16 protein-coding genes are annotated in these 18811 nt (G+C 69.6%); 10 read left to right on the plus strand and 6 right to left on the minus strand.

The window, feature by feature from the left end:
* Positions 1-15: 15 nt before the first annotated feature.
* Together HFP89_RS06365 and HFP89_RS06370 are read right to left on the minus strand one after the other, a co-directional pair.
* Entirely contained in the window at positions 16-921 is a 906-nt protein-coding gene (locus HFP89_RS06365) for a hypothetical protein (protein WP_168716811.1), read from the minus strand.
* Between the two features lie 77 nt (positions 922-998).
* Entirely contained in the window at positions 999-1931 is a 933-nt protein-coding gene (locus HFP89_RS06370; protein ID WP_168716812.1) for a glutaminase, read from the minus strand.
* Positions 1932-2041: 110 nt separating this feature from the next.
* Between HFP89_RS06370 and HFP89_RS06375 the strand changes: the two genes are divergently transcribed.
* From HFP89_RS06375 to HFP89_RS06400, 6 genes are all read left to right on the plus strand, one after another.
* A complete protein-coding gene (locus HFP89_RS06375; protein WP_168716813.1) occupies positions 2042-2719 on the plus strand; it encodes a DUF2959 domain-containing protein in 678 nt (225 codons plus the stop codon).
* Between the two features lie 252 nt (positions 2720-2971).
* Positions 2972-4300, plus strand: a complete 1329-nt coding sequence (locus HFP89_RS06380; protein ID WP_168716814.1) for an EAL domain-containing protein — start codon at positions 2972-2974, stop codon at positions 4298-4300.
* A 148-nt stretch (positions 4301-4448) separates the two neighbouring features.
* The gene (locus tag HFP89_RS06385; RefSeq protein ID WP_168716815.1) at positions 4449-5672 is read left to right on the plus strand and encodes a lytic murein transglycosylase; all 1224 of its coding nucleotides are present in this window, start codon (positions 4449-4451) and stop codon (positions 5670-5672) included.
* Entirely contained in the window at positions 5669-6496 is an 828-nt protein-coding gene (locus tag HFP89_RS06390) for a glucosaminidase domain-containing protein (RefSeq protein WP_168716816.1), read from the plus strand. The genes HFP89_RS06385 and HFP89_RS06390 overlap by 4 nt, the downstream gene beginning before the upstream one ends.
* Positions 6493-7605: a polysaccharide deacetylase family protein gene (locus HFP89_RS06395; RefSeq protein ID WP_168716817.1), complete on the plus strand. Its 1113-nt coding sequence runs from the start codon at positions 6493-6495 to the stop codon at positions 7603-7605. The genes HFP89_RS06390 and HFP89_RS06395 overlap by 4 nt, the downstream gene beginning before the upstream one ends.
* Before the next feature lie 52 nt (positions 7606-7657).
* Complete coding sequence (locus HFP89_RS06400; RefSeq protein ID WP_168716818.1) at positions 7658-8524, plus strand: neutral zinc metallopeptidase; 867 nt, start codon at positions 7658-7660, stop codon at positions 8522-8524.
* Positions 8525-8527: 3 nt separating this feature from the next.
* Here the strand turns inward: HFP89_RS06400 and aat are convergent, their stop codons facing one another.
* The 3 genes from aat to trxB are packed head-to-tail and all read right to left on the minus strand — an operon-like array spanning position 8528 to position 11260.
* Positions 8528-9217 carry a leucyl/phenylalanyl-tRNA--protein transferase gene (gene aat / locus HFP89_RS06405; RefSeq protein ID WP_168716819.1) on the minus strand — a complete coding sequence of 230 codons (690 nt, stop codon included), beginning with the start codon at positions 9215-9217 and terminating at the stop codon, positions 8528-8530.
* Entirely contained in the window at positions 9214-10338 is a 1125-nt protein-coding gene (locus HFP89_RS06410) for a peptidogalycan biosysnthesis protein (protein WP_168716820.1), read from the minus strand. The genes aat and HFP89_RS06410 overlap by 4 nt, the downstream gene beginning before the upstream one ends.
* Positions 10310-11260, minus strand: coding sequence for a thioredoxin-disulfide reductase (gene trxB / locus HFP89_RS06415; protein WP_168716821.1), 951 nt, complete (start codon positions 11258-11260; stop codon positions 10310-10312). Before trxB ends, HFP89_RS06410 begins: the two co-directional genes overlap by 29 nt.
* 236 nt (positions 11261-11496) lie before the next feature.
* Between trxB and HFP89_RS06420 the strand changes: the two genes are divergently transcribed.
* The 3 genes from HFP89_RS06420 to HFP89_RS06430 all read left to right on the plus strand — a co-directional run bounded on the left by HFP89_RS06420 (position 11497) and on the right by HFP89_RS06430 (position 16606).
* Positions 11497-13833, plus strand: coding sequence for a DNA translocase FtsK (locus tag HFP89_RS06420; RefSeq protein WP_168716822.1), 2337 nt, complete (start codon positions 11497-11499; stop codon positions 13831-13833).
* A 1226-nt stretch (positions 13834-15059) separates the two neighbouring features.
* Complete coding sequence (gene lolA / locus HFP89_RS06425; protein WP_168716823.1) at positions 15060-15677, plus strand: outer membrane lipoprotein chaperone LolA; 618 nt, start codon at positions 15060-15062, stop codon at positions 15675-15677.
* Positions 15678-15700: 23 nt separating this feature from the next.
* Positions 15701-16606: an AEC family transporter gene (locus tag HFP89_RS06430; protein ID WP_168716824.1), complete on the plus strand. Its 906-nt coding sequence runs from the start codon at positions 15701-15703 to the stop codon at positions 16604-16606.
* On the opposite strand, the gene HFP89_RS06435 is transcribed toward HFP89_RS06430, so the two are convergent.
* Entirely contained in the window at positions 16601-17584 is a 984-nt protein-coding gene (locus HFP89_RS06435; protein ID WP_168716825.1) for a calcium/sodium antiporter, read from the minus strand. The genes HFP89_RS06430 and HFP89_RS06435 overlap by 6 nt on opposite strands.
* A gap of 183 nt (positions 17585-17767) precedes the next feature.
* Between HFP89_RS06435 and pyrC the strand changes: the two genes are divergently transcribed.
* Complete coding sequence (gene pyrC / locus HFP89_RS06440; RefSeq protein WP_168716826.1) at positions 17768-18808, plus strand: dihydroorotase; 1041 nt, start codon at positions 17768-17770, stop codon at positions 18806-18808.
* The last annotated feature ends 3 nt before the right edge of the window (positions 18809-18811 follow it).

Here is an 18811-nt window from a genome sequence, read left to right on the forward strand (position 1 = left end):
CACGCGGGTCGACGATCAGTCGCGTGCGCCGGGATCCTTGTCGGAGGTCGCGGCGCGCGCCACGCGCGCCTTCTCGCGTCGCTTTTCGGGCGTTTCGGCCATCGTGACCAGTGTTTCCACGACGTCGACCTCACCGTCGCGCAGCAGCGCACCGAAGCTGCGCCGGCAGGCGGTCCAGGTGCCGCCGATGATCGCCAGGTAGATCGTGGTCATCAAGGCTGCGTAGGTGATCTGATCGGCAACGTCGCCGAACCAGTCCGGAACATCGATCCCCAGCAGGCCTTCGATCGCCCGCTCGAGGATCGGCCCGACGAAACCGATCTCGACGAACAGCAGCACCATCACCCAGACGATGATCTTGAACACGATCAGGCGGCGAACCAGGGTCTTGACCGCTTCGCCCCAGGCCCGGCTGTAGCACAGCGCAGCCACGGCAATGGTCAGGCCGGCGGCGACCGCCAGCGAATCGGCCATGGCGTCGAGCAGGGTGCCAATGGACGTCCACTCCGGCGCGCCGGCCACCGCGTCCACGCCGCCGAGCGTGCGTTCGACGAAGGCGACCAGGACCAGGGCGATGCCGGGCGGAATCAGTGCTGCGGCCAGCCACGGAAAATCGGCTTCCGACGCGCTCGGATCGCCGAACAGGTAGCGGCGGTAGGCCAGCGCGTAGGCGACCGCGAACAGCACGGCGCCGAGGTGGATGAAGTCGAACAGTGCGAATCCGCCCAGGATCGACTGCAGCGCCCGGCCGCCGACCACACCGAGCACGGTACCGGCAAGCAGCGTGGTGCGCGGCCATGGGCCGAACACCCGGTCCAGCCGATCGTCGTCGCGCTGGTCGTTGAAGGCCTGGCGGAGCGCCGGCAGCATGTCGGCCAGGCCGCGTCGGGCGACGCGGAACAGGTGAACGGGGCGGTACACGGCAGCATCCGGTCGGGTCAGTCCGCAGCATCGCCGCCCCGGTGTTCCGGGTCAATGGGCCGGAAGTCGCGTCGGCTTCAGAAAATGGACAGTCCGAGCCGCTCGGCCAGTTCGTGCAGAGCGACCCGCCCGGCGACCGAATTTCCGGCCGCGTCCAGCGGCGGCGACCAGACGCAGATGCCGGAATGATCGGGCGCGACGGCCAGAATGCCGCCGGCCACGCCGGACTTGCACGGCAGGCCGACGGAGAACGCGAAGTCGCCGGCCGCGTCGTAGGTGCCGCAGGTCAGCATCACCGCCATCACCCGGCGCGCCAGCGGCCCGGACAGGATTTCCCGCCCGCTGGCCGGGTCGATGCCGTCGTCGGCAAGAAAGCGCGAGGCGCGGGCCAGCTGGCGCGCGGTCATCGTGATCGCGCACTGGCGGTTGTAGACATCCAGCACCGCGTCGAGCGGGTGGTTCAGGTTGCCGAACGCCGCCATCAGGTGGCCCATGGCCCGGTTGCGCTGCGACGTGGCCTCTTCGGCGGCGGCGACCGATTCGTCGATCGCGACCGCTTCGCCGGCCAGCTCGCCGAGCAGTTCGAGCAGCGACTCGATCGGGTCGCTGCAGTGTTCCAGCAGCAGGTCGGCGATGACCAGCGCGCCGGCGTTGATCATCGGGTTGCGCGGAATCCCGCGCTCGTGCTCGAGCTGGACCAGGGAATTGAACGGGTCGCCGGACGGCTCACGCCCGACCCGCTGCCAGATTTCTTCGCTGACGCCGCGTTCGCTGCCCAGCCGCTGCATCGCCAGGACCAGGGCGAACAGCTTCGACAGGCTCTGGATCGGGAAGCCGACATCAGCATCGCCGGTCGCGTTCTCCTGGCCGTCGAGCCCGGCCATCGCGAGGCCGAAGCGGTCCGGGTCGGCGCCGGCCAGGGCCGGGATGTAGTCGGCCACCCGGCCGCGTTTCGCGTGCGGTCGCGCGGTCGCGGCGACGTCGTCGAAAAGGTCGTCGAGGCGCTGCATGTCGGTTGGTGGGCATCCCGTCGTCGAAGAGCAGGAAGGCAGGGTACCAGCGTGAATCCTTCATCGCGCGGGTAGACTGTGGGTTCCGATGGCTGCAAGGAGTTCGTCCGATGACCGGGAACGCTCGAATCCCCGCTGTGTCCGTGCGCCCGTTCCTGCGCTTGATCGCGCTCGTGTTCGTCGCGTTTCTCGCCGGTTGCCAGGCGGCCAAGTACCGCACGCTGGAAACCTTCGGCATCGAGAAGCGCGACATCCTGTCCGACCGGGTCGAATCCGCGCGCGACGCCCAGGACGACGCACGCGAGCAGTTCGTCTCGGCGCTGGAGCAGTTCCGGGCCACCGTGGCCTTCGACGGCGGCGAACTCGAGGATCTCTACGACCGCCTCGACCGAGAGTACCGGCGCAGCGTCGACGACGCCGACCGGGTCCGGGACCGGATCGATTCGATCCGGCAGGTCGCCGAGGACCTGTTCGAGGAGTGGGAGGACGAGCTGGCGGCCTACCGGAGCGCCGAACTGCGCGCGCGCTCGGCCGCACTGAAGCGGGATACCGAGTCGCGCTACGCGCGCATGATCGGCGCGATGGAGCGGGCCGAGGCGACCATGGACCCGGTGCTGCAGGCCTTTCAGGACCAGGTGCTGTTTCTCAAGCACAACCTCAACGCCCGCGCCGTCGCTGCGCTTCGGGCCGAGCTCGACGGCATCGAGGACGACACCGAAGCGCTGATCTCGGCGATGAACGCCTCGATCGACGAGGCCGATGCCTTCATGCGGTCGCTGAAGGGCTGAGCGGATTCATCGTCGGGCCCGGGCCGTGGAGCGGTGTCCCGGCGTGCCGAGACGCTCGGCCGAACTCCACCGCTCACGTTGCTCTGGGTGACCCCGACGAGGCGATTCGCGATCCGGGGGAACGCTGACGAGGCCTTGCATCTGCCCGTCGGAGTCTGGCACGGTGGTAGACGGCTGACGTCGCGCAGACCACCGACACCCGCTGGTCGAAGCCCGTCGGTCGAAGTCACCGCCAACCACCGTGGAGGGTCAATGGAAACCGAAGCTCGTGATGCATCGACCGCAGAACCTGCATCGGAGGTCGAGTCCGGGGCCGACTCCGAGTCCGAGTCCGTCATCCCCGAAGTCTTTCTTGCCCGGTCCGGATCCGATTACGCAACCATCGACGAGGCGCTGCAGGAGGTCCTGCGGGCGATCCGTCAGCACATGGGAATGGAGGTCGCGTTCATTTCGGAGTTCGTCGCCGGCGAGCGCACCTTCCGCTACGTCGATCGCGACGAAGACGCGCCGGCGATCGAGGTCGACAGCGGCGAGCCGATCGAAGGCAGTTATTGCATGCGGGTCGTCGATGGGCGTTTGCCCCAGATCATTCCCGACGCCTGGGAGCTGAGGGCGGCCGAGGAAATTCCGGCGACCCGGGCGGTACCGGTCCGGGCCCACCTGAGCGTTCCGATCCGCCTGTCCAACGGCCAGATCTACGGCACGTTCTGTTGTTTCAGTACCACCCCCGACCCCAGCCTGGATCGCCGCGACCTGGCCGTGATGCGAGTGTTCGCCGATTTCGCGGCCCGCCAGATCGAGCGCCGCAGCGTGATCGTGTCGGAGCGACACGCGGCGCGGGAACGCATTCAGGGGGTGCTGGACGAGCGAGGTCTGTACATGCTGGCCCAACCGGTGTTCGCGATCGGCGACTCGGCCCCGGTCGGGTTCGAAGCGCTGGCCCGTTTCTCATCCGGTCCGCTGCGTCCGCCCGACCAGTGGTTCGAGGAGGCCAGGCGCGTGGACCTGCACGAGGACCTTACCGCGCTGGCCGTCGACGAAGCCGTCAACTCGCTGGAGCGCCTGCCGGGATCGGCGTCGCTGAGCATCAACATCGAGCCCGATGCGGTGATCTCCGGTGAAGCCGGGCGCCTGTTGGCACGCGCCGACGCCCGGCGCATCGTACTCGAACTGACCGAATCCCGACGCGTCGAGGATTACGATCATCTCCGATCCGAACTCGCGCACCTGCGATCGCTCGGCATCCGGATCGCCATCGACGATTTCGGCGCCGGCTACGCCAGCATGCGCCATGTGCTCGAGCTTCGGCCCGATCTCGTCAAGCTGGATCGCAGCATAGTCAGTGACGTCGATCAGGACGGCGACCGGCGGGCGCTGGTGGCCGCCATCGTGGCCTTTGCCGAGGAAACCGGCACGCGGGTCGTCGCCGAAGGCGTCGAGAAGGTTTCCGAACTCGAGCAGTTGGTTGCAATGGGCGTCGATCGTTACCAGGGGTACCTGCTCGGGCGGCCGATGCCGATCGTCGACTGCGCGGACTACCGCCTTCCCGATGATCTCGCCCCGGTGCTGGCCGCGGCTTGACGGAACGGCGACGGATGCACGGCGTCGTGCCGAGATCGTACGCCGCCACTCGTTCGGGAACGTTCAGCGAATCGGAGCGTCAGAGACGGACGGGTCGGGTGCGCTGGAATCCAGGGGGTGGCGAGTGGTGCAGAACAGGTCGATGAAAATGGCGCAGAGGTATTGGCGAATCGGCGGGCTGCTGCTTGCAACGCTGGTCCAGGCCTCGGTCGCGCTCGGTGACGAGGCCGCCTTCGAGGCCTGCCGCGCGCAGCTTGCCGACCAGGCCCGGGCGCACGGTGTTCCCGAGCGCATCGTCGAGTCCGCCCTGCTGCCGGTTCGCTACCAGGCGCGGGTGATCGAACTCGACCGGGCCCAGCCGGAATTCCGGCAGTCGTTTTCCGCCTATTTCCGGGCCCGGGTCAGCGCGGCGCGGATCAACACCGGGCGCCTGATGCTGGCCAGCTACCCCGAACTGTGGTCGCGCCTGCTGGCCGAATACGGCGTGCCGGGCCGTTACCTGGTCGCGTTCTGGGGGCTGGAGACCAACTACGGCGGCTTCCTCGGCGGCATGCCGACGCTCGACGTGCTGGCCACGCTGGCCTGCGATGATCGTCGCTCGTCGTTCTTCACCGAGCAGTTGATGACCGCATTGGGACTGATCGAGCGCGAGCGACTGGAACCGGACCGAATGCGCGGATCCTGGGCCGGCGCCATGGGCCATACCCAGTTCATGCCGTCGACCTGGCGCGACCACGCGGTCGACGGCGACGGCGATGGTCGCATCGACCTGTGGAACAGCATCCCCGACGCGATGGCCTCGGCCGCGAGCTACCTGGCCGACCTGGGCTGGCGGGCCGGTGAGCGCTGGGGCAGGGAAGTGCGCCTGCCCGACGGATTCCCGTTTGCCCAGAGCGGGCTGGACCAGCGCCGGCCGTTGTCGCACTGGCGCGCGCTCGGCGTGCGGACCGCCCGCGGTGAGCTGGTGCCCGATCTCGACCTCGAGGCCGCGGTGCTGGTGCCGATGGGACACCGCGGGCCGGCCTTCCTGGTCTACCCGAACTTCGATGCGATCGTGGCCTGGAACCGTTCGCAGTCCTACGCCCTGGCCGTGGGCCACCTGGCCGACCGAATCGTCGGTGGCGGGCCGTTGGCGGCCGGGCTGCCGGACATCGACCGCGCCCCGGCCCGCGCCACGGTCGAGGCGCTGCAGCGACGACTGGCCGAACTCGGGCACGATCCCGGCGAGCCCGACGGGCTGATCGGGCCGGCCACGCGCGCCGCGCTGCGCGACTGGCAGGCCCGCGAGGGCCGGATCGCCGACGGCTATCCGGATCCCGACACGCTTCGCGCGCTGGGCCTGGAGCCGGCTGCGGAAGCGGACGAGACATGACCGGGACGAAGCCCCACGCGCCGGCGCCGGATCGCTTCGGTCCGCTGCACCTGGGCCACCTGCTGCTGCTGGTCGGCGGACTGGCCCTGCTGGCCGGCAGCGTCTGGATCGATTCGCGCGTCGAGTCGCTGCCGGACTTCGAGCGCGAGGGCCCGGCCGAGGCCCGCAAGCAGGCCTTCTTCGACTACCTGGCGCCGCGGGTGCGGCAGGCCAACGACGAAATCCGGGCCGAGCGCCGCCGCTTGCTGGCGCTTCAGCGTCGGATCGAAACCGGCCAGGCGCCCGGCTGGTGGGAGCGGCGCTGGCTCAACGCCCTGGCGCGATCCTACGAGCTGGACCCGGACCCGCAGCGCAGCCTGGCCGAGACGGTCGATGCGCTGACGCTGCGCGTGGATACCGTGCCACCGGCTCTGGCCCTGGTTCAGGCCGCAGTGGAGTCGGGCTGGGGACGCTCGCGCTTCGCCCGCCAGGCCAACAACCTGTTCGGTCACTGGTGCTACGAACCCGGATGCGGCCTGGTCCCGGCGCGCCGCGACGCCGGTGCCCGGCACGAGGTGGCCGCGTTCGAATCGCCCCGGCAATCGGTCGAGCGCTACCTGCACAACCTCAATACCCATCCGCCGTACGCGCCGTTCCGCCAACGCCGCGCGGCCCTGCGCGCGCAGGAGCGACCGCTGCGGGCCGGCGAACTGGTCGAGGGACTGCTGCAGTACTCGGAGCGGCGGGACGCCTACGTCGAGGAAATCGAGACCGTGCTGCGCGTCAATCGGCCCCTGCTCGAGGCCGCGCTGGCCTCGTCCGGACCCGCCGCGGAGCGACCGTGAGCGGCATCGGACCTGCGCCGCGTCACTGTCGGGTGTTGCTTGTCCTGCTCGGACTGGCGCTGCTGCCGGGACCGGTCGGGTCGCTGTCGGGCCGTTCGCCGCCGGTGCCGGCCGCCGACCACGCCGTGATCCTGCTCTACCACCACGTGGCCGACGACACCCCGGCCGCGACCAGCGTCCGCCCGGATCGGTTCGCCGAGCACCTGGCCTGGCTGGCCGACAACGGCTATCGGGTGCTGGCCCTGGACGACCTGCTCGAGCGCCTTCAGGCCGGCAGTCCGGTGCCCGATCGATCGGTTGCGATCACCTTCGACGATGCCTGGGTGTCGGTCCACGACGTGGCGGCACCGATGCTGGCCGAGCGCGGCTGGCCGTTCACGGTCTTCGTCAACACCGGTGCGGTCGACGCCGGCCAGGGTCCGGTCATGACCTGGGACCAGCTTCGTGCGCTCGCGCCGCTGGGCGGCGCGATCGGCAGCCACTCGGCCTCGCACGATCATCTGCCGGCGCGCCGCGCCGGCGAGTCCCCGGATGCGTGGCGCAGCCGGATCGACGCCGACCTGGCCCGCGCCCTGGCGCGGATCGAACAGGAGATCGGACAGGCCTCGCGAGCGTTCGCGTATCCGTACGGCGAGGACAGTGCGGCCCTGGCCGAACGGGTTGCGCAGGTCCATGCCTTCGGGCTGGTCCAGCGCTCCGGGGCGGTCGGCCCGGGCAGCGATTTCCGGGCCCTGCCGCGGTTTCCGCTGGCGGTCGGCTTCGACGGCCTCGACCGGCTCGAGCGAGCCGTCCGGTCGCGGCCGCTGCCGGTCCGCGAGGCCCGCGCGACGCCGAGCGATGACGGCATTCGCGATCACGCGCTGGACCACCTGACGCTGGTCCTCGGCCCGGGCGATTACCGCGCCGACGCGCTGGCCTGTTATTCGGCCGGGGGCGACTCGCTGGACCTGCAGCGTCCGATGGACGCCGAGGAGCGCATCGTCCGGATCACATTGCGCGGTCTCGATCGGCCGGGCCGAAACAAGATCAACTGCACCGCGCCGGCGGCCGACGGTAGCGGCGACTGGTACTGGTATTCCTACCAGTGGCTGCGCCCGCCGCTGGAGTAGGCGGCCGACTCGGCCTGCACTGGCCGCCGGGATCCTCCACGGGACTGGGCCGTTGAAACGGGAGCGCGCGCGCAGGAGCCGGAACGTCGATGATCGTCGCGGCCGCCGCGGCCGCCGCGTCGCGGCCGGCGGGGGAATCGGCCTGGTCGGGATCGGCATCGTGGTCGTCGTCGGTCTGTTGCTGGGCAAGAGCCCGATGGAGATGCTCGGTCTGGTCGCCGAGCTCGACGAGGGGGGCTCGCCGGCCTCCAGCGCACCGGCCGCACCGCCCGATCCGGAATCGGCTGCGTTCATCGAGGCGATTCCGGGTGAGACCGAGGACGTCTGGAGCGAGATCTTCGCCGCCCGCGGCGAGCGCTATCCGGCGCCGACGCTGGTCCTGTTCAGCGGGGTCGTCCAGTCGGCCTGCGGGCGGGCCAGCAGTGCGGTGGGCCCGTTCTACTGCCCGGCCGACCAGCCGGTCTGCATCGACACCTCGTTCTACGACCAGATGGAGCGCCGGCCGGGCGGCGGTGGCGACTTTGCCGAAGCCTATGTGATCGCCCACGAGGTCGGCCATCATGTCCAGACCGTGACCGGCACCACCGAGGTCGTCCATCGGGCGCGCCAGCGCGGCGAGAATCTCGAAGGCACCGATGGCCTGCTGGTCCGCCAGGAGCTGCAGGCCGACTGCTGTGCGGGCGTCTGGGGCCATCGCGCCCAGCAGCGTCACCAGTGGCTGGAGCCAGGGAACATCGAGGAGGCCCTGGACACCGCCAGCGCGATCGGTGACGATCATCTTCAGCGCCGGGCCCGCGGCACCGTGGTGCCGGATTCGTTCACCCACGGAAGCGCGGAACAGCGCGTGCGCTGGTTCCGGCGCGGCTTCGAAAGCGGTGATCCGGCACGCTGCGACACCTTCGGTGCCATGCGGCTGTGACCCTCAGGCCTCGAGTTTCGCCGCCGGTTCGCGTGTGCCGTGCCGGACCAGGCGCAGGAAGTCCGGCCGGTCGAGCAGGCGCAGGTTGAACTGTTCCAGGTGCGGGTTCCACAGCTGGCAGTCGCAGAACAGGAAGCCGGCCGTTTCGAGCCGGCGCATCAGCTCGATCAAGGCCACTTTCGACGCATCGCGGGCGTGATGGAACTTGCTCTCGGCAAAGAACACCCGGCCGACCGCGACGCCGTAGACCCCGCCGACCAGTCGGCCGTCGAGCCGGACCTCGAGGCTGTGCGCGTCGCCGTGCCGGTGCAGTTCGTTGTATGCCGCCTGCATCTCGGTGGTGATCCAGGTGCCCTCGGCGTGCTCGCGCGTTTCCGCGCAGGCCCGGATCACGGCGTCGAAATCGCGATCGACGGTGACCTCGAAGCGGCCCTGGCGCAGGGTCCGCTCCAGCCGCCGGGGTACGTGGACGGCGTCCGGGATCAGCACCGCGCGCGGGTCGGGCGACCACCACAGGATCGGCCCACCGGGTTCGTACCACGGGAAGATGCCTTCGCGGTAACCGGCCAGGAGGCGCTCGCGCGACAGGTCGCCGCCGACCGCGATCAGGCCGTCGGGATGCCGCCCGGCACCGGGGTCGGGAAACACCGGTGCCTCGCCCAGCACCGGCACGGCGAACGGCGCCCCGCTCATCGATCGGCCTCCGCCGGCTCGAACGCCCGGTAGGGCACCAGCTCGTCGAGACGACGCCGGTGCTGGACCAGGGCCTCGGCTTCCATGCCCAGCCAGTGCCGGATGCCTTCGCGCAGGCCGGGGTGCGCGATCCAGTGCCACGAGCGGGTCCGGACCGGCACGAACCCGCGCCGGATCTTGTGCTCGCCCTGGGCGCCGGGTTCGAACACCGCCAGGCCATGTTCGATGCAGTACTCGATGCCGCGGTAGTAGCAGCACTCGAAGTGCACGTCGCGGGTCTCCTCCAGCGCTCCCCAGTAGCGGCCGTACAGCCGCGACGACGATCGCCAGAACACGCCACAGGCGCGGTCGAGGCCGTCGCGCGCGGCCATGCAGACCAGGAACCGATCGCCGAAATCGCGCGCGGCGCGGCGGAAGAAGTCCTCGTTCAGGCTCGGTCGGTTGCCGTAGAGCAGGTGCGTGGTGCGGTAGCAGCCGGCGACCGTGGCCAGCTCCTCGTCGCTGATCGTCGCACCGTCCAACCAGCGGTAGCGCCAGCCCTCGTTGGCGCGTCGGCGCTCCTGGCGGATGTTCTTGCGCGGCTTGGCCCGCAGCGCGGCGAGAAAGTCGTCGAAGCTGCGCCAGTCGCGGTTGTGCCAGTGGTACTGCCAGCCGAAGCGGCCCAGCCAGGTCGAATCGTCGAGCACCTCGGCGTCGTGTGCATCGCCGAAGTTGATCGAGGCGGCCGGCAGGCCGTCGTCGGTCAGTCGCTGTTCGATTCCGGCCAGCGCGGCGGCTCGGGCGTCGCGGTCGTGGCCGAACAGCCGCGGCCCGGTCACCGGGGTGAACGGGGCGGCGATCAGCAACTTCGGGTACCACGGCAGGCCGTTGCGCTGCGCGGCGTCGGCCCAGGCAAAGTCGAACACGAACTCGCCGTGCGAGTGCAGCTTGATCCAGCCGGGCAGGGCCAGCCCGGCCCAGTGCCAGCCGGTCGCGCCCTCGACGCAGCCGGACTCGCCCGCGGCGCGCAGGAAGCGCGCGTCGGTGAACGGGTTCTCGTCGCGGTTCAGCGCGTTCCAGGCCGCCGGGTCGAGCCGCGCGAGGTCGCCCGCCTCAGGGCTGGTCGAGGAACTTTTCTGCATCCAGCGCGGCCATGCAGCCGAAGCCGGCCGAGGTGATCGCCTGACGGTAGACGTGGTCGGCGACGTCGCCGGCGGCGAATACGCCCGGCACGCTGGTGGCGGTGGCCATGCCCTCCAGTCCGCTGTTGATGATGATGTAGCCGCCGACCATGTCGAGCTGCCCGGCGAAGATGCCGGTGTTCGGGTCGTGGCCGATCGCGACGAACATCGCATCGGCCGGAATGTCGCGGGTCTCGCCGGACTCCACGTGCTGGATGCGGACAGCGGTCACGCCGTCGTCGTCGCCGAGCACTTCGTCGACGACATGATCCCAGGCGAATTCGATCCGGCCTTCCTTCTCGCGCTCGAACAGGCGGTCCTGCAGGATCTTTTCCGCCCGTAGCCGGTCGCGGCGGTGGACCAGCGTGACCTTGCTGCAGATGTTGGCCAGGTACAGCGCCTCCTCGGCCGCAGTATTGCCGCCGCCGACCACGACGACCGGCTTGTCGCGGTAGAAGAAGCCGTCGCAGGTCGCACAGGCCGACACGCCGCGCCCCTTGAACGCCTCCTCGGAGTCGAGCCCGAGGTAGCGGGCCGAGGCGCCGGTGGCGATGATCAGCGCATCGCAGGTGTACTCGCCGGAATCGCCGGTCAGTCGGAACGGTCGTTCGGACAGGTCGGCGGTGTGGATGTGGTCGAACACGATCTCGGTGTCGAAGCGCTCGGCATGGGCCAGCATGTCCTGCATCAGCTGCGGGCCCTGCAGCTCGGCCACGCCGCCCGGCCAGTTCTCGACCTCGGTGGTGGTCATCAGCTGGCCTCCCTGCTGGATGCCGGTGACGATGGCCGGCTTCAGGTTGGCGCGGGCGGCATAGACGGCGGCGGTGTAGCCGGCCGGTCCGGAACCGAGAATCAGCAGCCGGAAATGGCGGGAATCGGCCATGTATACTTCTCCGAAGTGGTCTGTGGACGGTGGTCGGGGCGATCCGGAGACCGCTCCCAGAAGGCCCGCGGTCGTCGATCCGGGCGCTCGAGCGCAGAGACTACCGCAACGTCCGGCAGTTCGGCGTGCGTCCGTGCCCTCGGATCGTGGTCGAACCGTCGCCGGCACGGACCGTGGACAGCAATTTCCTTTTCTGAAACTATGCGTTAGACGCGAATCCTGCAAGGAATTCTCGCTTGGCCCGAAGTCCCCGTAAAGCAAGCTCGTCTCCTCGCCGTGCCGCCCGGCGCGGTTCCGGTGCCGAATCCACCGAGCGGGCCGCGCTCGAGCGGCGCCTGTTCGAGGCGCTGTTCCTGCTGGTGCTCGTCGTTTCGGCCTACCTGTTGCTGACCCTGATGACCCACGACGCGCGCGATCCCGGCTTCTCGCGATCCGGCGGCGAGGTGGTCAGCAACCTCGGCGGCCGGTTCGGTGCCTGGATTTCCGACTTCTTCCTGGTCGTCATGGGCTACATGGCCTGGCTGCTGCCGTTCCTGATGGGCGCGGCGGCGTTCCGGTTGCTCAGCGAGCGCAGCGAGCCGGTCGGCTGGCCGGAGTGGAGCGTGCGGCTCGGCGGCCTGGTCCTGATCCTGCTGTCGGGCTGCATCCTGTTCGAGATGCAGCCGCGCGGTTCGCTGGAGCATACCGGCGGCATCGTCGGCAGCCTGCTGGCCGAGCCGATGGTCGCGGCGATGGGCTTTACCGGCGCGGCGCTGATCAATTTCACCATCCTGCTCGCCGGGATCACGCTGTTTACCGGGCTGTCCTGGATTACCGTGATCGACCGCACCGGGACCTTCGCGATCGCAGCGGTCGCCTGGGCGATCGACAAGGCCGGCGAGGCGCGCGACTGGATGGCCGGGCGGCGCGCCCGCGCCGAGCGCGAAGAGGTGCGCAAGCGCGACACGGTCAAGCGCAAGAAGCGCCCGGAGGTCCGCATCGAGCCGCGGGTCGAGACCCAGCCGGCCGAGAAGACCAAGGCCAGGCTGGCCCAGCGGTCGCTGTTCAAGAACCTGCCGGCCGGCAGCCTGCCGCCGCTCGACCTGCTCGACGAACCGCCGAAACAGGAGCCGGGCTATTCCACCGATACGCTGAAGGCGATGAGTCGGCAGGTCGAACTGAAGCTGGCCGATTTCGGCATCGAGGTCGAGGTCGTCGCGGTCCATCCCGGCCCGGTGATCACCCGGTTCGAACTGCAGCCGGCGCCGGGCGTGAAGGGCGCCCAGATCGCCAACCTGGCCAAGGACCTGGCCCGCGGCCTGAGCGTGATCTCGGTGCGCGTGGTCGACGTGATCCCCGGCAAGAGCGTGATCGGCCTGGAGATCCCGAACAGCAAGCGCGAGATCGTGTTCCTGCGCGAGATCCTGGCCTCGGAACCCTACGAGAAGTCGGGCTCGGCGCTGACGCTCGGGCTGGGCAAGAGCATTTCCGGCAAGCCGATGGTGGCCGACATCGCCCGGATGCCGCACCTGCTGGTCGCCGGCACCACCGGGTCGGGCAAGTCGGTGGCCGTCAACTCGATGATCCTGAGCCTGATCTACAAGGCCACGCCGGACCAGGTCCGGATGATCATGGTCGACCCGAAGATGCTGGAGCTGTCGGTCTACGAGGGCATTCCGCACCTGCTCGCGCCGGTCGTCACCGACATGAAGGAAGCGGCCAATGCCTTGCGATGGTGCGTGGCCGAAATGGAGCGCCGCTATCGGCTGATGTCGCAGCTCGGCGTGCGGAACCTGGCCGGCTACAACAAGAAGATCGCCGAGGCCGAGGACAAGGGCGAGCCGATTCCCGATCCGCTCGTCGACCCGAGCACGCTGGCCGCGGGCGAGGACAGGCCGAGCCTGAGCAAGCTGCCGTTCATCGTCGTCATCGTCGACGAGTTCGCCGACATGATGATGATCGTCGGCAAGAAGGTCGAAGAGCTCATCGCCCGCCTGGCGCAGAAGGCCCGCGCGTCGGGCATCCACCTGATCCTGGCCACCCAGCGCCCCTCGGTCGACGTGATCACCGGCCTGATCAAGGCCAACATCCCGACCCGGATGGCCTTCCAGGTCTCCTCGCGGGTCGATTCGCGGACCATCCTCGACCAGCAGGGCGCCGAAAACCTGCTCGGCCACGGCGACATGCTCTACCTGCCGCCGGGCAGCGGGTTGCCGGAGCGCATCCACGGGGCCTTCGTCGACGACCACGAAGTCCACCAGGTGGTCGAATGGCTGCAGGCCCAGGGCGCACCGGACTACCTCGAAGAGGTCCTGTCCGACACCCAGACCACCGCCGACGGCCAGACCATCGGCGAGACCGGCCTGCCGGAGGCCGCGTCCGGCGACGAGACCGACGAGCTCTACGACAAGGCCGTGGCCTACGTGCTCGAAAGCCGCCGGGCGTCGATCTCCGGCGTCCAGCGCCAGCTGCGGATCGGCTACAACCGCGCCGCGCGGCTGATCGAGGAAATGGAAGCGACCGGGATCGTCAGCCCGCCGGAGCACAACGGGCAGCGGGAGGTCCTGGCACCCGCTCCTCCACCGCGGGATTGACGCTGGGGCTGCTGCGCGGCCCGTGACCGGCGCCCGGCGGTGCTCGGAACCCTCTTCGCGCGCAAGCGCCCTCCAACAGGCGCCGGATCGCCGGGCCCGGATCGAAGGTCTGTTGGAGGCCGCTTGCGGGCGAAGGGTGGCCCGGCCGGTTCGCGAGCAAGCTCCCTCCAACAGGCGAAGTGGGCGGCGCAGTCGATCGGAGGTCTGTTGGAGGCCGCTTGCGGGCGAAGGGGGGTCGGATCGGTTCGCGAGCAAGCTCCCTCCAACAGGCGACGGATCGCCGGGCCCGAATCGAAGGTCTGTTGGAGGCCGCTTGCGGGCGAAGGGTGGCCCGGCCGGTTCGCGCGCAAGCGCCCTCCAACAGGCGAATCAGCACCGGCGCCGGATCGAAGGTCTGTTGGAGGCCGCTTGCGGGCGAAGGGAGGCCCGGCCGGTTCGCGCGCAAGCGCCCTCCAACAGGCGAATCAGCACCGGCGCCGGATCGAAGGTCTGTTGGAGGCCGCTTGCGGGCGAAGGGAGGCCCGGCCGGTTCGCGCGCAAGCGCCCTCCAACAGGCGAAGTGGGCGGCGCAGTCGATCGAAGGTCTGTTGGAGGCCGCTTGCGGGCGAAGGGTGGCCCGACCGGTTCGCGAGCAAGCTCCCTCCAACAGGCGAAGTGGGCGGCGCAATCGATCGAAGGTCTGTTGGAGGCCGCTTGCGGGCGAAGGGTGGCCCGGCCGGTTCGCGCGCAAGCGCCCTCCAACAGGCGAATCAGCGCCGGCGCCGGATCGAAGGTCTGTTGGAGGCCGCTTGCGGGCGAAAGGAGGCCCGGCCGGTTCGCGAGCAAGCTCCCTCCAACAGGCGAAGTGGGCGGCGCAGTTGATCGAAGGTCTGTTGGAGGCCGCTTGCGGGCGAAGGGTGGTACGGCCGGTTCGCGAGCAAGCGCGCTCCAACAGGCGACGGATCGCCGGGCCCGGATCGAAGGTCTGTTGGAGGCCGCTTGCGGGCGAAGGGTGGCTCGGCCGGTTCGCGCGCAAGCGCCCTCCAACAGGCGACGGATCGCCGGCGCCGGATCGAAGGTCTGTTGGAGGCCGCTTGCGGGCGAAGGGTGGTACGGCCGGTTCGCGCGCAAGCGCCCTCCAACAGGCGCCGGATCGCCGGCGCCGGATCGTAGATCGTCAGGTTTCAGCCACCGTTCAGGGCAGGGCGGTCATAATCGGGGCCACTTCGAACCGGTGGATTCCCGCTGTGAAACTCCATTTCCTGATCCCGGTGCTCTCCGTCCTGTTCGTCGCGCTGCCCGCGCCGGCGCAGCAGGCCGACGCACGGGCGCTGCTCGATGCCTTCGCCGATGACCTGACCAGCCTGACCGCCGAGTTCACCCAGATCACGGTCGACGGCCGCGACGAGGTGGTCGAGCAGAGCGCGGGGCGGATGGCCTTCGAGGCGCCGGAGAAGATCCGCTGGGACTACCTCGAACCGTTCCCGCAGGTGCTGATCGCCGACGGCGAGCAGCTCTGGCACTACGACGAGGCGCTGGAGCAGGTCACGGTCCGGCCGCAGCCGGCGCCGGAAGACTCGCCGATGCTGGTCCTGACCCGGCCCGACCTGCTCGAGACCTTCTACCGCGTGCTGCGGTCCGATCAGCCGAACGTACTGCGGTTCGAGCCGCTGTCCGACGAAGCCGGCATCGAGATGGCCCGGCTGACCTTCGTCGACGGCGTGCCGTATGCGCTGGACCTGTTCGACCCGTTCGGCCAGTCGACCCGACTGACGCTGGAGAACATCGAGCGCAATCCGACGATTGCCGAAGGCGAGTTCGTGTTCGAAGTGCCCGAAGGCGTCGACGTGCTCGAAGGGCTGTGACCGGCCGACGCTGAGCCGCCCGCATGGCCGCCTACGGCACCATCCTGCTGCTGATCGCGCTCGGCCGGCTGTTCGCGGCCGGCCGGGTGCTGCCCGACAACGCCGCCGACACCCTGAACCGGGTGGTCATCGTGGTCTGCCTGCCGGCGCTGATCTTCCTCCACGTGCCGACGCTCGAGGCCTCGTGGTCGCTGCTGCCGCTGGTGCTGGTGCCGTGGCTGCTGCTGGGGCTGACGGTCGCACTGGTGCTCGGGGCCTCGAAGTGGTTCGGGCTGTCGCGGCCGGTCACCGCCGTACTGCTGGTGCTGATCCCGCTGGGCAACACCTCGTTCCTCGGCTTTCCGCTGATCGGCGCGCTGCTCGGTGAAGAGAACGTCCGCTTTGCGGTGGTCTACGACCAGTTCGGCTCGTTCCTGATCGTCTGCACGCACGTGCTGTTCGTGCTGGCCTGGTACGGCGATGGCCCGGCGCCGAAGCCTGCTGACGTCGTCAGACGGATTCTCGCGTTCCCGCCGTTCCTGGCGCTGGTTGCCGCGCTGCTGCTCGGCAACGCCTGGTTTCCCGACTGGCTGATGACGCTGGCCGAGCGGCTGGCCGATATGCTTCTGCCGCTGGTCACGCTGGCCGTGGGCCTGCAGTTGAAGCTCAAGCTGGTCCCCGAGTACCGGCTGCCGCTGGTGCTGGGCCTGGTCGGCAAGCTGCTGGTGCTGCCGGCCGCCGCGCTGGGCCTGGCGCAGCTGTTCGGGACCGACTCACCGATCCGCGAGGTGATCGTGCTGGAGTCGGCGATGCCGCCGATGATCACCGCCGCGGCGCTGGCCTCCAGTGCCCGGCTGGCACCGCCGCTGGCCTCGGCACTGGTGGCCTGGGGCGTGCTGTTCTCGGCCGCCACCGTGCCGCTGTGGCACTGGCTGGTGGTTGCGTCATGAAGATGCCGGCGGTGTCGAGCCGATGAGCAGCCAGCTGGTGTAGGCGACGAAGATCACGATCAGCGAAAGTCCTTCGATTCGATTGATCCGGCGCCGACCGCGCAGGTTGAAGCCGTAGAGCAGCACCAGCACCGTCAGACCGGTCATTACCGGGACATCGCGCTGCAGCAGGGTCTCGGACACCGGCAGTGGCCGGGCGAGGCCGGCCAGGCCGATGACGACCAGGGTGTTGAACAGGTTCGAACCGACCAGGTTGCCGAAGGCCAGGTCATGCTCGCCGCGACGCGCGGCGACCACCGACGAGGCCAGTTCCGGCAGCGACGTGCCGATGGCGATCACCGTCAGTCCGATCACCAGGTCGCTGACGCCGAAGGTCCGGGCGATGTCCACCGCGCCCCAGACCAGCAGCCGAGAACTGATGATCAGCACCGCCAGCCCGACGACCAGGCCGACCACGCTGCGTCCGATCGGCGCATCGGGTCGCTGCCGGAGTTCGGCCGCCACATCGTCGCCGAGCGGGTCGGCCGGGCGGCGGTGCGCTTCGAGAAGGCTCCACAACAGCAGGCCGGCGAACAGGACGAGCAGGACGACGGCATCCAGCCGCGAGACCTCGCCATCGAGCAACTGGTAGCCGGCCACCACGGTCAGTCCGAGCAGCAACGGCAGCTCCCGTTTGACCGCCTGGGACTGGACCGCGACCGGCGCGATTACCGCGGTGATGCCGAGGATCAGCGCGAAGTTCGTGATGTTCGAGCCGTAGGCGTTGCCGAGCGCGATACCGGGGTTGCCGCCGAGCGATGCCAGCACCGAAACGGTCATTTCCGGCGCCGAGGTGCCGAAGCCGACGACGATCATGCCGATCAGCAGCGGCGGCATGCCCAGCCGCGCCGCCAGCGTCGAGGCCGAAACGACGAAACGCTCGGCGCTCCACAGCAGCAGCACCAGCCCGCACAGCACGGCGAGGATCGAAAGCGTCATGGCTGCATGCTAACCGGAAATCCGGGCCCGCTTCGATCGAATGCCCGTGCTGCGCCGGGGGGTGCCCGGCTTCGCGGTGGCCGTCCGCGACGATTGCGGGCCGGCGGTGATTCAAGCGGAGGCCGCCCGACCGCAGGCGCCGGTAGAATGACCGGATCGGCCTGACCACGAGCGGGAGCCCGCATGACCACCGATCGACTCGTCCTGACCCGACCCGACGACTGGCACCTGCACGTGCGCGACGGCAACGCGCTGCGCGATGTGCTCGGCGCGACCGGGCGCTGCTTCGCCCGCGCCATCGTGATGCCGAACCTCAAGCCCCCGGTGACCACCGTGGAGCGCGCCAGGCAGTATCGAGATCGCATCCTGGCCGCGATGCCGGCCGATGCCGCCTTCGAGCCGCTGATGACGCTGTACCTGACCGACAACACCACCCCGGACGAGATCCGCCGGGCGGCCGAGAGCGGGTTCGTCCACGCGGTCAAGTACTACCCGGCCGGGGCGACGACGAATTCCGACAGTGGCGTGACCGACCTGAAGCATGCGATGCCGGCGCTCGAGGCGATGCAGGACGTCGACCTGCCGCTGCTGCTGCACGGCGAAGTGACCGACGGCGAGATCGACGTGTTCGACCGCGAGGCCGTGTTCATCGAGCGCCACCTGGCTCGGCTGGTCCGCGACCTGCCCGAGCTGCGCACGGTGCTCGAGCACGTGACCACGTCGGATGCCGTCGACTTCGTTCGCGAGGCCCACGACCGGGTGGCCGCGACCTTCACCGTCCACCACCTGCTGTTGAACCGCAACGCGATGTTCGACGGCGGCCTTCGGCCACACCACTACTGCCTGCCGCTGATCAAGCGCGAGCAGCACCGCCGTGCGCTGGTCGAGGCAGCCACGTCGGGCAATCCGAAGTTCTTCCTCGGCACCGATTCGGCACCGCACGCCAAGGGCGACAAGGAAAGCGACTGCGGCTGCGCCGGGGTGTTCAGCGCGCCGGTCGCGATCGAGCTCTACGCCGAGGTCTTCGAGGCCGCCGGCGCGCTGGACCGACTCGAAGCCTTCGCCAGTTTCCACGGTCCCGACTTCTACCGCCTGCCGCGCAATACCGACACCATCACGCTCGAGAAGTCGGCCTGGACGGTGGCCGACGAGCTGCCCTACCTCGACGCGACGATCGTGCCGCTGCGCGCCGGCGCGCAGATCGGCTGGCGGCTCGCGGACTGACGA

Origin of the sequence: Wenzhouxiangella sp. XN79A, assembly GCF_012272825.1 — a bacterium.
Taxonomy (GTDB): domain Bacteria; phylum Pseudomonadota; class Gammaproteobacteria; order Xanthomonadales; family Wenzhouxiangellaceae.

What these genes read in the sequence shown, in the direction of transcription:
- HFP89_RS06370 (WP_168716812.1), bottom strand. Translation starts at nt 1,931, where the DNA reads ATGCAGCGCCTCGACGACCTTTTCGACGACGTCGCCGCGACCGCGCGA.
- HFP89_RS06375 (WP_168716813.1), top strand. Translation starts at nt 2,042, where the DNA reads ATGACCGGGAACGCTCGAATCCCCGCTGTGTCCGTGCGCCCGTTCCTG.
- HFP89_RS06380 (WP_168716814.1), top strand. Translation starts at nt 2,972, where the DNA reads ATGGAAACCGAAGCTCGTGATGCATCGACCGCAGAACCTGCATCGGAG.
- HFP89_RS06385 (WP_168716815.1), top strand. Translation starts at nt 4,449, where the DNA reads ATGGCGCAGAGGTATTGGCGAATCGGCGGGCTGCTGCTTGCAACGCTG.
- HFP89_RS06390 (WP_168716816.1), top strand. Translation starts at nt 5,669, where the DNA reads ATGACCGGGACGAAGCCCCACGCGCCGGCGCCGGATCGCTTCGGTCCG.
- aat (WP_168716819.1), bottom strand. Translation starts at nt 9,217, where the DNA reads ATGAGCGGGGCGCCGTTCGCCGTGCCGGTGCTGGGCGAGGCACCGGTG.
- HFP89_RS06410 (WP_168716820.1), bottom strand. Translation starts at nt 10,338, where the DNA reads ATGCAGAAAAGTTCCTCGACCAGCCCTGAGGCGGGCGACCTCGCGCGG.
- trxB (WP_168716821.1), bottom strand. Translation starts at nt 11,260, where the DNA reads ATGGCCGATTCCCGCCATTTCCGGCTGCTGATTCTCGGTTCCGGACCG.
- HFP89_RS06430 (WP_168716824.1), top strand. Translation starts at nt 15,701, where the DNA reads ATGGCCGCCTACGGCACCATCCTGCTGCTGATCGCGCTCGGCCGGCTG.
- HFP89_RS06435 (WP_168716825.1), bottom strand. Translation starts at nt 17,584, where the DNA reads ATGACGCTTTCGATCCTCGCCGTGCTGTGCGGGCTGGTGCTGCTGCTG.
- pyrC (WP_168716826.1), top strand. Translation starts at nt 17,768, where the DNA reads ATGACCACCGATCGACTCGTCCTGACCCGACCCGACGACTGGCACCTG.